The sequence below is a fragment of the Pseudonocardia sp. genome (assembly GCF_050246655.1).
Classification (GTDB): domain Bacteria; phylum Actinomycetota; class Actinomycetes; order Mycobacteriales; family Pseudonocardiaceae; genus Pseudonocardia.
In genome coordinates this window covers 16,402-30,354 of sequence record NZ_JBFWVQ010000073.1, presented here as the reverse complement: position 1 = coordinate 30,354, position 13,953 = coordinate 16,402, and the positions used below count along the sequence as shown (strand labels likewise).

General features: G+C 75.9%; 13 protein-coding genes. 8 read left to right on the top strand and 5 right to left on the bottom strand.

The window, feature by feature from the left end; translation table 11 throughout:
* Both AB7J25_RS20870 and AB7J25_RS20865 read right to left on the bottom strand, forming a co-directional pair.
* Positions 1–762, bottom strand: a 762-nt coding sequence (locus AB7J25_RS20870; RefSeq protein ID WP_428511276.1) for a GAF domain-containing protein, incomplete at its 3' end; no start/stop codon positions are given.
* An 80-nt stretch (positions 763–842) separates the two neighbouring features.
* The gene (locus AB7J25_RS20865) at positions 843–2,306 is read right to left on the bottom strand and encodes an amidohydrolase family protein (protein ID WP_428511275.1); all 1,464 of its coding nucleotides are present in this window, start codon (positions 2,304–2,306) and stop codon (positions 843–845) included.
* A 181-nt stretch (positions 2,307–2,487) separates the two neighbouring features.
* Between AB7J25_RS20865 and AB7J25_RS20860 the strand changes: the two genes are divergently transcribed.
* The 7 genes from AB7J25_RS20860 to AB7J25_RS20830 all read left to right on the top strand — a co-directional run bounded on the left by AB7J25_RS20860 (position 2,488) and on the right by AB7J25_RS20830 (position 9,749).
* Positions 2,488–3,288 (top strand): IclR family transcriptional regulator domain-containing protein, encoded by an 801-nt coding sequence (locus tag AB7J25_RS20860; RefSeq protein WP_428511274.1) that lies wholly within the window; start codon positions 2,488–2,490, stop codon positions 3,286–3,288.
* A 186-nt stretch (positions 3,289–3,474) separates the two neighbouring features.
* Positions 3,475–4,614, top strand: a complete 1,140-nt coding sequence (locus AB7J25_RS20855; RefSeq protein WP_428511273.1) for a CaiB/BaiF CoA transferase family protein — start codon at positions 3,475–3,477, stop codon at positions 4,612–4,614.
* Entirely contained in the window at positions 4,607–5,413 is an 807-nt protein-coding gene (locus AB7J25_RS20850) for a citryl-CoA lyase (RefSeq protein ID WP_428511272.1), read from the top strand. Before AB7J25_RS20855 ends, AB7J25_RS20850 begins: the two co-directional genes overlap by 8 nt.
* 1 nt (position 5,414) lies before the next feature.
* Entirely contained in the window at positions 5,415–6,620 is a 1,206-nt protein-coding gene (locus tag AB7J25_RS20845; RefSeq protein ID WP_428511271.1) for a quinone oxidoreductase family protein, read from the top strand.
* Positions 6,617–7,651, top strand: a complete 1,035-nt coding sequence (locus AB7J25_RS20840) for a 5-methyltetrahydropteroyltriglutamate--homocysteine methyltransferase (protein WP_428511270.1) — start codon at positions 6,617–6,619, stop codon at positions 7,649–7,651. The genes AB7J25_RS20845 and AB7J25_RS20840 overlap by 4 nt, the downstream gene beginning before the upstream one ends.
* A gap of 1 nt (position 7,652) precedes the next feature.
* Complete coding sequence (locus AB7J25_RS20835; RefSeq protein ID WP_428511269.1) at positions 7,653–8,510, top strand: dioxygenase; 858 nt, start codon at positions 7,653–7,655, stop codon at positions 8,508–8,510.
* Positions 8,511–8,645: 135 nt separating this feature from the next.
* Positions 8,646–9,749, top strand: a complete 1,104-nt coding sequence (locus AB7J25_RS20830; RefSeq protein WP_428511268.1) for a peptidylprolyl isomerase — start codon at positions 8,646–8,648, stop codon at positions 9,747–9,749.
* Between the two features lie 57 nt (positions 9,750–9,806).
* Here the strand turns inward: AB7J25_RS20830 and AB7J25_RS20825 are convergent, their stop codons facing one another.
* Positions 9,807–10,715, bottom strand: coding sequence for an SCO6745 family protein (locus tag AB7J25_RS20825; RefSeq protein WP_428511267.1), 909 nt, complete (start codon positions 10,713–10,715; stop codon positions 9,807–9,809).
* Positions 10,716–10,840: 125 nt separating this feature from the next.
* On the opposite strand from AB7J25_RS20825, the gene AB7J25_RS20820 reads away from it, so the two are divergent.
* Complete coding sequence (locus tag AB7J25_RS20820) at positions 10,841–12,904, top strand: BTAD domain-containing putative transcriptional regulator (RefSeq protein WP_428511266.1); 2,064 nt, start codon at positions 10,841–10,843, stop codon at positions 12,902–12,904.
* On the opposite strand, the gene AB7J25_RS20815 is transcribed toward AB7J25_RS20820, so the two are convergent.
* Together AB7J25_RS20815 and AB7J25_RS20810 are read right to left on the bottom strand one after the other, a co-directional pair.
* Positions 12,853–13,227: a hypothetical protein gene (locus AB7J25_RS20815; RefSeq protein ID WP_428511265.1), complete on the bottom strand. Its 375-nt coding sequence runs from the start codon at positions 13,225–13,227 to the stop codon at positions 12,853–12,855. The genes AB7J25_RS20820 and AB7J25_RS20815 overlap by 52 nt on opposite strands.
* A 65-nt stretch (positions 13,228–13,292) precedes the next feature.
* Positions 13,293–13,913: a TetR/AcrR family transcriptional regulator gene (locus AB7J25_RS20810; RefSeq protein WP_428511264.1), complete on the bottom strand. Its 621-nt coding sequence runs from the start codon at positions 13,911–13,913 to the stop codon at positions 13,293–13,295.
* Between the last annotated feature and the right edge of the window lie 40 nt (positions 13,914–13,953).

The window sequence follows — 13,953 nt, the reverse complement described above, 5'->3', positions numbered from 1 at the left end:
GGCGGACGCCAGCACGGTGCCGTCGACGTCCTCGATCGTCAGCGACGCCTGCAGCGACCCGGCGAGCGACTCCGCCAGCCGCTGCAGCCCCGCCTCGTCGAGCAGCAGCTGCATGAGCCTGCGGTGCTCGGCCTCCGCCCACTCCTGCTGGGCGCGCTTGGCTTCGAGCTCGGCGATCGTGCGTTGCTGGAGGCTGCGCAGCTGCGCCGTCTCCAGCGCCAGCACCGCCTGGCGGGCCAGGAGGTCCACCATCTCGATCTCGGACGCGCTGAACTCCCGCCGCACCTGCGAGTAGGCGACGATCACCCCGGCAGGCCCCGCCGGTCCGGGCAGCGGAGCGGCCAGCAGCGCCGCGAAGCCCTGCCGCAGCGCCCATCGCCGCGTCTGGCCGTAGCGGTCCGCGCCCGCCAGGTCCGGTACGGCCAGCGTGACCCCCTCGCGGAAGGCGCGGGCCGCCACCGTCTCCTCACGCGTCCCGTCGGCGTCGATCACGATGGCGTGCTCGCGGTTGACGTCGGCGACGTAGTCGGCGGACAGGCCGTGCCACCCCCGGGCCAGGAGCCACGCGCCGGTGGCGTCCGGCAGCATCACCGCGCAGAGGTCGAACCCGGCCAGCCGGCACGTCTGCTCGGCGATCCGGCACAGCAGCGTCTCGAGCGGTTCGGCGTCGTTCACCGCGCGGACGACGTCCCCGACCGCCGACATCCACTCGCGCAGCAGCCCCGTCGGTGCCCCCGGGCCGTCGGGGCCGCCTGACGTCATCGTCCGAGCACCTCCGTCCGGGCCGATGCTCCCGTCCTACCTCGCCCGAGGGCGGTGTCAACCGCCGCGCGCGGAGGGCGTCACGCCTCGTGCGTGCTCGCGCTGCGGTAGTCCGTGTACTGGTAAGGGTTGTCGAGCACCTTCGTCTCGGGGACGTCGGGGTTCATGCCCTGCTGCCAGGCCTCCTCGCCGAGCGTCGCGCGCAGGTGCTCGACGGTGTTCTCGACGTCGCGGCGTACCGCGGCGGGATCGAAGCCGACGAGCCGGTGGTCCTGCTTCACGATCCGCCCGTTCACCAGCACCGTGTGGACGTCGCCGCGCTGGGCCTGGAACGCCACGTGGCCGTACGGGTTGAGCAGCGGGAAGGACACCGGCGATGCGTCGTTCTTGATCAGGACGACGTCGGCCTTGCATCCGGGTTCGAGGCTGCCGAGCGCGTCGTCGCGGCCCAGGGCCCTGGCGCCGCCGAGCGTGGCCCACTCGACGACCTGCTCGGCGCGCAGCGCGCAGTGCGTGACCGTGTCGCCGCGGGCGTGGGCGTCGAGGTGCTCGCGGGAGCGGTCCGCACCGAGCGTGGTGCGCATGGCGGAGAACAGGTCGCCGCTCCACCAGACGCTCGTGTCCATCGACAGCGACACCGGGATGCCGTGGCGGCGCAGGGCGAACGTGGGCGGGTAGCCCTGGCCCGCGCTCTGCTCGCTCTCCGTGGACACCGACACCGAGCCGCCGGTCGCGGCGATGCGGTGGTAGGCGTCGAGCGAGAGCGTCGCGGCGTGCACGAAGACGTGCCGCTCGTCGAGGAAGCCGGCCTCGTGGGCGAGGCGGATTCCGTCGTCGTTCGTCGCGCCCCACACCCCCGCGTGCGTCGTCACGGGGACGCCGAGGTCGCGGGCCACCTCGTAGGCCGCCTTCTCCGGGAACGCCGGGTCGCCGGTGACGTCGAAGGCCATCTGGAAGCCGAGCATGTCGTCGTTCGCCGCGAGCAGCCGCTTCGCGAACGCCTGGAAGTCCGGCGACGCCGACCACTCCCACGGCGCCTGCTGGATGTTGCCGTAGGCGAGCACGTGCCGGCCCGGGACGCCGCGCAGGGCGTCGACCGCCGCCTCCGCGTGCCCGGTGGTCTGCAGGCCGTGCGACCAGTCCACGCACGTGGTGACGCCGGCGTCGAGCGCCTCCCACGCCGCGAGCGTGTTGCCAGCGCCGACGTCCTCGGGCCGGAAGTGGCGCCCGGACTCCAGGTAGTACCAGACGAAGTACTGGGTGAGCGTCCAGTCCGCGCCGTAGCCGCGCATCGCCGTCTGCCACATGTGCCGGTGGGTGTCGATCATGCCGGGCATGACGATGCCGCCGGACGCGTCGATCTCGAGCGTGCCCTCGGGGACGTCGAGGGCGGTGCCCGCCGCGCCGATCTCGGCGATCCGGTCGCCGACGACGAGGACGTCGGCGCCCGGCAGCACGGTCCGCGACCCGTCCATGGTCAGCACCGTGCCGCCGCGCAGCACCGTCGCGCCCGCCCGCCCGGCCCGGTCGGCCTGCTCGCTCATCGCCCACACCCCCGACTAGCGGACTGTCGTCCGTATCACGGTCAACCTGTGTCGATCGCCACGTTGGACGCCGCCCGGTCGGGTGTCAATGCGCCGATCGGCCGGTGACTCGATCCAGAGGTCCGCTGTGCGGACGATCGGCCGTACGCTCTCCCCACGTCACCCGACCCAGGGAGCCGCGATGCCGAGGGAAGGCGCGGGACCGGACTTCATCGAAGCCCTCGCCCGCGGCCTGGAGGTGATCGCCTGCTTCCAGCCGCGGCGGCCGACGATGACGCTCGCCGAGGTCGCCACCGCCACCGGGCTCGCGCGCCCCACCGCCCGGCGGATCCTGCTCACCCTCGGCGAGCTCGGCTACGTCCGCGTGGCGGACGGCGCCTTCGCGCTCACCCCGCGGGTGCTCGAGCTGGGCGTGGCCTACGTCCGGTCGCAGGGGCTGTGGGACGTCGCCCGGCCGCACATGCAGCGGCTGGTCGACGCGACCCACGAGTCCTGCTCGATCGCCCAGCTGGACGGCTCGGACATCGTCTACGTCGCCCGCGTCTCCGTTCCGAAGATCGTCGCGCTGGCGGTGCAGATCGGCACGCGGTTCCCCGCGCTGCCGACGTCGCTGGGCAAGGTGCTGCTCGCCGCGCTGCCGCCGGACGAGCTGGAACGCGTCCTCGCCGAGCCGTCGCGCTCGGGGCTCACGCCGCTGTGGCGGCCGGACCGCGCCGAGCGCGACGCCGAGCTGCGCCAGGTCCGCGCCCGCGGCTGGGCGCTCACCGACGGCCAGCTCGCGCACGCCATCCGCTCGGTCGCCGTGCCGCTGCGCGACGGCGCCGGCCGCGTCGTCGCGAGCATGAACGTCAACACCCACGCCGCCGAGACGCCCGTGGAGAAACTGCTCGGGGAGTACCTGCCGCTGCTGCTGCACGCTGCGGGGGAGATCGGCGCGGACCTCGCGCGGCTGGACACCGTCCCGCACGTGACGGCGTCCTGAACGGCCGCGCCGCGCCGTGGATCCCCGCGCCGTCGCACACACCCTGCGATGCCGGCACACAGCGTCCGCGGTGTGTGTGGCGGCCCGGAGGTGTGTGCCTCGCGGTGGGTGTGCCGCCCGGGCTTGACGGCGGCGGCGGCCCGTCACAGACTCGGACATCTGTCCGGCTGTCGTACGGGAGGTGGCGTGTCCGGTCCGCTCGCGGGGCTTCTGGTCGCCGACTTCTCGCGGGTCCTCGCGGGCCCCTACGCCACGATGCTGCTCGCGGACCTCGGCGCGGAGGTCGTCAAGGTCGAGAGCCCGCAGGGCGACGAGACCCGCACGTGGATGCCGCCGGTCCGCGACGGCGTCTCCACGTACTACCTCGGGATCAACCGCGGCAAGCGTTCCCTCGCGCTGGACCTGCGCGACGACGCGGACGCCGCCCTCGCCGCCGAGCTCGCCCGCCGCGCGGACGTCCTGATCGAGAACCTGCGCCCCGGCGGGATGGCGAAGTACGGCCTGGACTACGCCAGGGTCAGCGCCGCGAACCCCGGGCTCGTGTACACCTCGATCAGCGGGTTCGGCTCCGGAGAGGGCGCGAAGGTCCCCGGCTACGACCTCATGGTGCAGGCGATCTCCGGCCTGATGAGCCTCACCGGCAGCCCCGACGGACCGCCGTACCGGGCCGGGATCTCGGTGTTCGACGTGATGGCCGGCAACCACGCCGTGATCGGCATCCTCGCGGCACTCCGCCACCGGGACGCCACCGGCGAGGGCCAGCACGTCGAGGTGAACCTGCTGTCGTCGGCCCTCACCGGGCTGGTCAACCACAGCTCCGCCTGGGTCGCCGGCGGGGTGGTGCCCTACCGGATGGGCAACGCGCACCCGTCGGTCTTCCCGTACGAGCCCCTGCCCACCGCGGACGAGGACCTCATCGTGGCCGCCGCGAACGACCGACAGTTCCGGGCGCTGTGCGGCGTGCTCGGCATCCCGGAGATCGCCGACGATCCCCGCTTCGCCCACAACCGCGACCGCACCGCCAACCGCGAGGAGCTGCGCGCGATCCTCGTCGAGCGGCTCGCCACGAAGGGTGCCGTGGAGTGGTTCGAGCTGCTCGTCGACGTCGGCGTGCCGTGCGGGCCGATCAACACCATCGACGGCGGGTTCGCGATGGCCGAGAAGCTCGGGCTCGATCCCATCGTCGAGGTGGGGGAGGGCGCCCGGGCGATGCCGACCACCCGCCATCCCGTCCGGTTCTCGCGCACGCCTGCCGTCTACGAGCTGCCCCCGCCGGAGCTGGACGAGCACGGTGCCGAGCTGAGGAAGTGGCTCGCCGATGGCTGATCACGAGTGGGTGGGCCGGGGCTACGACACCGCCCTGGGCGCGTCGGACCCCACGACGATCACGCTGCTCGGCGCGAACCTCGCCGAGGACGTCATGGGCGAGGTCGGCTTCGGGGAGCTGGCGTTCTGGCTGGCGACGCAGCGGCGCCCGTCCAAGGGCGAGACGCGCGTGTTCGAGGCGGTGCTGGCCGCGCTCGCCGATCATGGGTTCACCCCGACCGCGATCGTCACCCGGCTCACCTACCTCTCCGCGCCGGACTCCGTCCAGGGCGCGCTCGCGGCCGGGCTGCTCGGCGGCGGGTCGCGGTTCCTGGGGGTCACCGAGGACACCGGGCGGTTCCTGCACGACCAGCTCCCGGACGAGCCGCCCTCCGACGAGGCCGGTTGGGACGCGCTCGCGCTGGAGGTCGTGGCGGCGCAGCGGGCGGCGGGCCGGTTCGTGCCGGGCCTGGGCCACCACGTGCACAAGGGTGGCGACCCGCGCACCCCGCGGCTCATGGCCATCGCCCGCGAGGAGGGCGTGTTCGGCCCGCACCTGGCGCTGTTCTCCGCGATCGGGCGGGTGCACCCGCAGGTGCTCGGGAAGACGCTGCCGCTCAACGGCGCGGGCGTCTGCGGCGCCGCGCTCGCCGATCTCGGGCTGCCGCTGCCGCTGCTGCGCGGGTTCGCGCTCCTCGCCCGCACGGCGGGGCTGATCGGACAGCTCGCCGAGGAGCTGCGCAGTCCCGTGGGCAACGAGATCTTCCTGTCCGTGGACCGCAACGCCCGCCCCGTCCCACCGCAACCCTGGGCCGGCTGACGTGCAGGCGGCCTTGATCGAGGCGGCGGGGCGGCCGCCGCGCGTGGTGGACACCGAGTCGCCGGTCCCGGGCGAGGGGCGGGTGGCGGTCCGGGTGGCGGCCGCCCCGATCACGCCGCTCGACCTGCTGTGCGCCACCGGGACGTCGTACTTCGGGTGTCCGGCGCTGCCGTATGTGCCGGGGGTGCAGGGGGTCGGGACGCTGCGCGGCGCGCCGGTGTGGTTCGCGACGTCGGCCGGGATGGCGCCGGGGGACGGCTCGATGCGCGCGGTCGCGGACGTGCCGCTCGCCGATGTCGTCGAGCTGCCGGACGGCGCGGACCCGGTGCTGGTCGCCGCACTCGGGCTCTCCGCGGTGGCCGCGTGGTGCGCGATGACGGCCACCGGCGGCCTCGGCGCAGGGGAGACCGTGCTCGTCCTCGGGGCGGGCGGCGTCGTCGGGCAGGCTGCGGTGCAGCTCGCCCGCCGGGCCGGGGCCGGCCGGGTGATCGCGGCCGCCCGGGCCGGGCAGGCTCGGGAGCGGGCGCTCTCGCTCGGGGCGGACGCGGTCGTCGATCTCGGCGTGGCGGACGGCGGCGCCGCGCCCGACGGGGGTGCCGGGACGGCACCGGGCGGGGGTTCGCCCGCCGGTGGTCCGGTTGCGCCCCCGGACAGCTCGGGTGCCGGGACGGCACCCTCACCGACCGCGGCGCCCGGCCCACTCCCCCCAGGGCCGGGTGCCGCACCTACGGCCGGGCCGGCCGAGCCGTCCGCCGGCCCGGAGCAGGACCAGGCCGCGCACGTCGCCGTTCTGACCGAGCGGATGCGGGAGGCCTGCGCCGGGCCCGTCGACCTCGTGCTGGACCCGCTCTGCGGCCCGCCCGCCGCGGCCGCCCTGCGCACGCTGCGGCCGCGGGGCCGCCTGGTGAACCTCGGCGGCTCGGCGGGACCGTCGATGCCGGTGGAGTCGGCGCTGATGCGCAGCGGCGAGCTGCGCATCCTCGGTTACTCCAACAACGCGCTCACCCCCGAGCACCGGCGCGCCGCCCTCACGGTCGTCGTCGAGGAGGTGCTCGCGGGCCGCCTCACGACGGTGCACGAGGCCGTCCCGCTCGCCGACGCCGCCGCGGCGTGGACCCGCACCGGTGGCGGCCGCGTCGTCCTCGTCCCGTCGGGAGGCCCCACCCCGTCGGGACCCATCGACACCGTCCCGGGAGGTCACCGATGACCCTGCCCCTGCTGCCCACGTCGCTGGTCGGGAGCTACGCCCAGCCCGAGTGGCTCATCGACCGCGCCAAGCTCGCCGGGCGGTTCCCGCCGCGGGTTCGGGCCAAGGAGCTGTGGCGGGTGGAGCCCGCACTGCTCGCGCAGGCCCAGGACGACGCCACGCAGCTCGCGATCCGCGCCCAGGAGCGCGCCGGGCTGGATCTGATCACCGACGGCGAGATCCGCCGCGAGAGCTACTCCAACCACTTCGCGACGGCGCTGGAGGGCGTCGACATCGACAATCCCGGCAGCGCGCTGGACCGCTCCGGCCATCCGAACCCGGTCCCCCGCATCGTCGGCCCGATCCGCCGCCCGCACCCGGTGCAGGTGCGCGACCTGGAGTTCCTGCGCGCACACACGGACCGGCCCGTGAAGATGACGGTCCCCGGCCCGTTCACGATGACGCAGCAGGCGCAGAACGACCACTACCCGGACCTGGAGTCCGCGGCGATGGACTACGCCGCGGCGGTGAACGCCGAGATCCGCGACCTCCTGGCCGCGGGCGCGGACGTCGTCCAGGTCGACGAGCCGTACCTGCAGGCCCGCCCGGACGCCGCGCGCGCCTACGGGCTCGCCGCGCTGAACGCCGCGTTGGACGGGATCGAGGGCACCACCGCCGTGCACCTCTGCTTCGGCTACGCGGCGATCATCCACGAGCGGCCGTCGGGCTACTCGTTCCTGCCGGAGCTCGCCGCCTGCCCCGTGCGGCAGATCTCGATCGAGACGGCGCAGTCCGGGCTGGACCTGGGCGTGCTCGCCGACCTGTCGGACAAGACGATCATCCTCGGCGTGCTGGATCTCTCGACGCCCGAAGTGGAGACCGCGGACACGGTCGCGGCGCGGGTGCGGAGGGCGTTCGACCGGCTGCCGCCCGAGCAGGTCGTGGTCGCACCGGACTGCGGGATGAAGTACCTGCCGCGGGACGCCGCGGAGGGCAAGATGCGCGCCATGGCCGATGCGGCCGCGGTGCTCCGGTCGGAACTGGAGGGCTGACGTGCAGCTCGTCACCGAGGACAACATCACCGAGCTCGCGGCCGCACGCTGGGGCACCGCCCGCGACCCCCGGCTCGCCGAGATCCTGACGTCGCTCGTCCGGCACCTGCACGACTTCGCCCGCGAGGTGCGCCTCACCGAGGCCGAGTGGATCGCCGCGATGGGCTGGCTCAAGGCCACCGGGCACATCAGCGACGACAAGCGCGAGGAGTTCATCCTCGCCTCGGACGTGCTGGGCCTGTCGATGCTCGTCGTCCAGATGAACCACCAGCTCGACGAGCGTGCCACCCCCGCCACCGTGCTCGGACCGTTCCACATCGACGGCTCACCGGAGCTGGACTTCGGCGGCGACATGTCCGACGGCGTCGACGGCACCCCGCTCTACATCCACGGCACCGTCCGCAGCCTGGACGGCGGCCCGGTGCCGGGCGCGGTGCTCGACGTCTGGCAGGCCGACGGCGCCGGGTTCTACGAGGCTCAGCTGGCGGTGGACGAGGCCCGGCTGCGCGCGAAGTACGCCTCCCGCGCGGACGGCACCTACTGCGTGCGGACGGTGGCGCCGATGGGCTATTCGATCCCGATGGACGGCCCGGTCGGCGATCTCATCGCGCGCACCGAGATCAGCCACTTCCGGCCCGCGCACGTCCACTTCCTGCTGGACGTCCCCGGCTACGAGCCGCTGATCACCCACCTGTTCCAGGAGGGCGCGCAGTACCTGGACTCCGACGTCGTGTTCGGGACCAAGCAGGAGTTGGTGGTCGCGTTCGCGGAGCGCGAGCCGGGCCCGACGCCGGACGGGGGCATGTCGGAGGTCCCGTGGCGGGAGGCACGGTACGACTTCGTGCTCCAGCCGTCCTGATGCCGTGATCGCCGAAACCGTGACATGGGGTGCGCGAGTGCGCCTCATGTCACGGAAACGGCGATCACCGGGCAGCATCGCCGGTGTCGGCCACCCGCTGCGAGCGGCCGGCCGGCGGGTCGGCACGGTGTGCGTATGACGCCCCCGAGCGACGACACCCGCTGCGCGCCGTCGCGACGTCCGGCTGCGGCCCGGGCCGGCGCCGCCGGTGTCCCGCCGGCCGTCGTCCGGGCGCCACCGCCGGACGCCCGTACGATCCCGCCCACCGCGCGGCCGCGCCGCCGCGCCCACATCGCCGCGGCTGCGGCGGGCCTCGCCGTCGCCGGGATCCTCGGCGGGCTGACCGTCGACCGCGACGGCGCCCTGCCCGGCGATGCCGCCTACGTCGTCGGCGGCGACGTCGTCACCGAGGCGCAGTTCCGCTGGCACCTCGGCGTCGTCGAGGCCCTCGACGGTGCCGGCCCGCCGGTGGCGGACCCGCAGCGGGACCGGTACGAACGCGACGTCGCGCACGCGGCCGTGGTGAGCCTGGTGCTCGGCGCGGAGGCGCGGAGGCGCGGCCTCGTCGTCTCCGACGCCGACGTGGACCGGGCGCTCGCCGCCCACCGGCCGGGCCGCGCGGGCGTCGCGGAGGCCGACATGCGGGCCGAGCTGCGCCGCAGGCTGGCCGCGGAGGCGCTGCGCGCGCAGGTGGTGTCCGGCGTCCCCGCGGTGACGGACGGTGAGCTGCGGCGCGCCTACCTCGAGCGCCCGCCCCTCTCGGCGGAGCGGCGGCGGCTGCTCAACATCGTCGTGGAGTCGCGCGAACGCGCCGAGGAGGTGCTGGCCCAGGCCCGGGCGGGCGCGGACTGGGGCTGGCTCGCGGTGCGCTACTCGCGCGACGACGGCACCCGCGACACCGGCGGCGAGCTGGGGGAGCCGTCGGCGGACGAGCTGGAGGGGCCGTACGCCGCCGCCGCGTTCGCGGCGGGCGCGGGGGAGTTCTTCGGCCCGGTGCGGACCCGGGCGGGCTGGAACGTGGGTCAGGTGGTCGGCGTGCAGGCGGCGGTCCCGGTGCCGTTCGAGCTGGTCGGGGAGCAGTTCCGGGCGGGGCTGCTGGCGGAGCGGCGCGCGGCGGCGTGGCAGGGGTTCGTGCGGCAGCAGGTCGCGGCGGTGGCCGTCGAGTACGCGCCGCGCTACCGGCCCGCCGATCCGTCCGCGGCGCCGGAGCCGCCCTCGGTCGCGGCGACGGGCGGGTGACGGGTCGCCGCGACGGCGCGAGCGGGGCCTGCGAGGACCGCCACAGGACGGTGCCGTTCACGACCGGGCGCGCAGCGGTTGCCCCGGTGGCACGGCATCGGGGGCCGGCACACCCATCGCGTTGGGGTACGGCACAGCACCCGCGGCCACCACGGACGCGGCGATCGGGTGCAGGCGGGCGAGCAGGTCGGCCAGCGCGCCGTCGCTCAGCGGGCGCAGCGCCCGCGCGGCCGCGAGGTCGGTGCGGTGCTCGACGTCGTCGCGGGCGCGCCCGCCCGCGGCAGTGAGCGTCCCGTCGGCGGCGAGCCAGCCCCGGCCGTGCAGGGCCGCGCGGGCGGCGTCCCACTCGGCGGCGGTCCAGCCGCGGAAGTCGCGCTGGCTGTCGACCAGCAGCCCACCTGCGGCGTGCCACACGTTCGCCGCCGCGCCGTCGACGTCGGCGGCCACGAGCGCCGCGACGTGGCCGTCGCCGCGGTACTCGCGCAGGACGGTCGCGGCGTGCCAGAGCCGGGTCACCGGGTCGCCGGGACGGGGCAGGGCCGCGTGCGCGGCGGCGAGCGGCCTGCCGGCGAGGTCGAGCCGGTCGAGCAGGCCGTCGAGCGGGCCGTCGAGCCGGTCGGGCCGGCCGGCGGACCCGTCCCCGCCGGTGTGCGGGGCCAGGGCCGCCGTGGCGATCCGTGCGCGGGTCGCGAGGACGTCCTGCGGGGTGGCGAGGTCCCACGCGCCGGGCAGGGCGCGCTCGACCATGCGGGGCGCGAACCCGTGGAAGAGCGCCGTGACCAGCTGCGCGCCCGGCCGGCCGAGCGCCGCGGAGCGGGAGGCGAAGTAGCCCATCCAGAAGCCCTTCAGGCCCAGCTCGCGCCAGGCCTGCCCCACGTCGGGCGCGAAGTAGACGGCGGCGTGGACGGCTTCCAGGCAGCGCCAGAGCTGCCGCTCGGCGGCGCGACGGGGGTTCTCGGAGCTCATGGGCAACGGTCTACGGTCCGCGCGGCGCCCGCGGCAACCGACCGGAAGCTGCGGGTCAGCGGGCCGTCAGGGCAGGGCTCGCACGTCAGCGCCGCGTCAGCCGCGGCGCACTATCGTCCACCGGTATGCGGTTCCGGGTGCTGGGCCCGTTGACGGTGGAGTGGCCGGGTGGGCAGCGGGTCGCGCGCGGGCGGCGCGAGCAGGTGCTGCTCGGGGCCCTGCTCGCCCACCGCAACGAGGTGGTGCCCGCCGCGCGGCTCGCCGGGTTCGTGTGGGGCCCCGACGGGGAGCCGTCGCGCAACGCGCTGCAGGCGCGGGTGTCGCACCTGCGGCGCAGCCTCGGCCCGGACGCGGACCGGTTGGCGTTCGCCGCGGACGGCTACCGGCTGGAGGTGCTGCCCGGGGAGGCCGACGACGACGTCCTGGCCGACGCGCTCGGGCGTGCCCAGGCGCTGCTGTCGCGGGCCCGGGCCCGGGCGGCGCTGGACGTCCTCGACTCCGTGCTGCCGACCGTCCGGGGTGAGCCGTACGCGCCGGTCGGGGACCACCCGGCGGTGGTGGCCGCGGCGGCGCGCTGCCGGGAGCTGGTGTCGGCGGCCCGGGAGCTCGCCGCGCGGGCGCTGCTGGAGGCGGGCGACACGGGTGCGGCGCTCGCGCGCGCGACCGAGATGATCGCCGAGCAGCCCGCCCGCCAGGAGGCCAGGGCGACGCTGATGCGTGCGCTGGACGCGCAGGGCAGGCGGGCGGAGGCGCTGGCCGTCTACGAGGAGGGCCGGCGGCTGGTGGAGGACGCGGCGGGGCTCGAACCCTCGCCGCTGCTGCGCGCGACCTACGCGGAGATCCTGCACGCCGAACGGGCGCAGACGCACGTCGCGTCGGCGGGTCCCGGGGTGCTGGAGCCGCCGGAGATGATCCGCTGGCTCGGCGAGAACGGCCATCTCGACGCCGCCCTGCAGCTCGCGGTCCGCTGCGCGTGGGGGTGGTGGCTCGCCGGCGAGCGGGGCCGCGGTCGCCAGCTCATCGGGGAGCTGCTGGACCGGGCGACGGGCCTGCCCGGGATGGCGCGGCCCGCGACGCGCGCGGCCCGGCTGTGGGCGGACGCCCTGGCCTGCCACGAGCGTGACGAGGCCACGGCGCTCGCCGATGCCGACGCCGTGGTGGCCGGGTCCGCCGGGGCCGACACCAGGCCGCACTGCCCGCTCTCGGAGACGGAGACGCTCGCCCTGGTCCTGCTCGCCGACCGGCGCACGGAGCGCGGTGAGCACGCCGCGGCGGCCCGGCTGCTCGGGCCCGCGCTGGCGGCGCTGGAGGCCAACGGGAACACGTGGGGCCTCGCGCTGGGTGCGCTGGTCACCACCCGCGGACACCTGCTGCGCGGCGAGCCGGGACGGGCGGAGGTGCTCGCGCGCGAGGCGTTGGCGATCTTCCACGACCGCCCGGACCCGGCGGGGCAGCTCGCTGCGCTCGACCTGCTCGGCCAGGCCGCCGAGCAGCGCGGCGCCTGGGCGGAGGCGCGCGAGCAGCACCAGCGGGCCCTGCTGCTGGCGATGCACGGCGGCTGGCCGCACGCCCAGTGCGTGCAGCTGATGCGGCTGGGGAACGTGACGGCCCTGGCGGGGGAGCCCGCGCAGGGTCGCCAGCGGCTCGCCGAGGCGCTCGCGGTGGCGCGCCGGCTGCAGTCGCCGTCGCTGCTCGCGTTCGTCGGCAACAGCCTGGCCCTGGCCGACGCGCGGTGCGGGGACCGGGAGTCGGCCGCTCGCCGCCATCGCGGTGCGCTGGAGTGGTACCGCGCCGCGGGGTCGCTGTCCGGGGTCGCGCTGACCAGCGCCGCGCTCGCCAGGGTCGGCCCGGCCGCCGAGGCCCCGGCCCTGCTGACGGCCTCCTGGGAGGCCGCGCTCGCGACGCGCGACCCGCGGGCGCTCGCCTACACCGCCGAGAGCCGCGCGCTGCTCGCCGAGGCGACCTCCCGCGGCGCCTACCACCTCGGCCTCGCCGACGCCCTGCGCGCCCGCACCGGCCATCCCCGGGCGGCGGGCGAGCAGCCCGCGGTGGACGCCCTCGCCGCCCGGATCACCACCGCGGGGCACCTGCGTGCCGACGTCGAGGCGGGTGGGCGGGCCGGGCGGCTGCTCGCGGATCAGCTCCCGGACGCGCCGGGCTCCGGCTCGACGAACGAGACGAGCGCATGACCCACGAGCAGCCGGGCCCGGGCCTCGTCGAGGTCCGCGCGGGGCCCGAAGGCCGCCACGGCCCGCACGCCGCGGTGGGCGCGCAGCGCGGTCCGCAGCGCGTCGAGCAGGCCGAGCCCCGGGAGCTCCAGCCGCAGCGCCCGCGCCATGGGGGTGACGCCGTAGGGCCGCACGGCAGGCAGGTAGTCCAGCGGGCTCGCGTCCGGCGCGTGTCCGTTGAGCCGGACGACGACGTCCTGGCGCGGGATCACGAGCGCCCACTCGGGGCGGCGGTCCGCGGCGACCGGTTCGGCGGTGGCGCCGCGGTGCAGAGTATCGACCATGAACCCAGCACACCTGGCACCGTTGACGTTCCGCTGACGCGCCGGGCTCGGCGCCCGCCGTGCCGTCAGGTGCGCAGGGCGTGCAGCACCATCGACCGCGCCGTGCCGATGAGGTCCTCGATGGGCCCCGACGCCGGGTCCCACCAGTCCACGGTCGAGTTCAGGGCGCCGAGGACGAGCAGGTGCGCCGCCGCCGGATCGAGGCCGGCGCGCAGCTCACCGGCGGCGGCGAGCTCGCCGACGAGGCCGCGCCACACGTCGTGGTAGGCCCCGATCTCGGCCCACGCGCGCCTGCCGACGTGCTCGGGGAGCTGGTTGGCGTTGCGGACGACCGCCTTGGCGTAGTCCGAGAGCTCCAGCTCGTGGCGCAGGTGCGCCTGGACGGCCACCGCGATCCGGGTGGACGGCGCGGCGCCGGACTGCAGCGCATCGAGCGCGTCCGCCACGTGCGAGCGCATCGCGGCCGCACCGATGAGCACGACCTCCTCGATCAGGTCCTCGCGCGACGGGTAGTAGTAGTGGATCGCGGGCATCTCGACGCGCGCCCGCTCGGCGATGTCCGACAACCGCGTCCCGGCGAATCCCTTGTGGCACAGCACCGCAGCCGTGGCGTCGAGGATGCGCTCGCGGGTGCGTACGGACCGCGACCCGGGGACCTCCCCGGGATCGGCGATCTTGTGGGACACGACGGAATCGTAGCCGTCGTGACTGTCAGGACCACGGCGT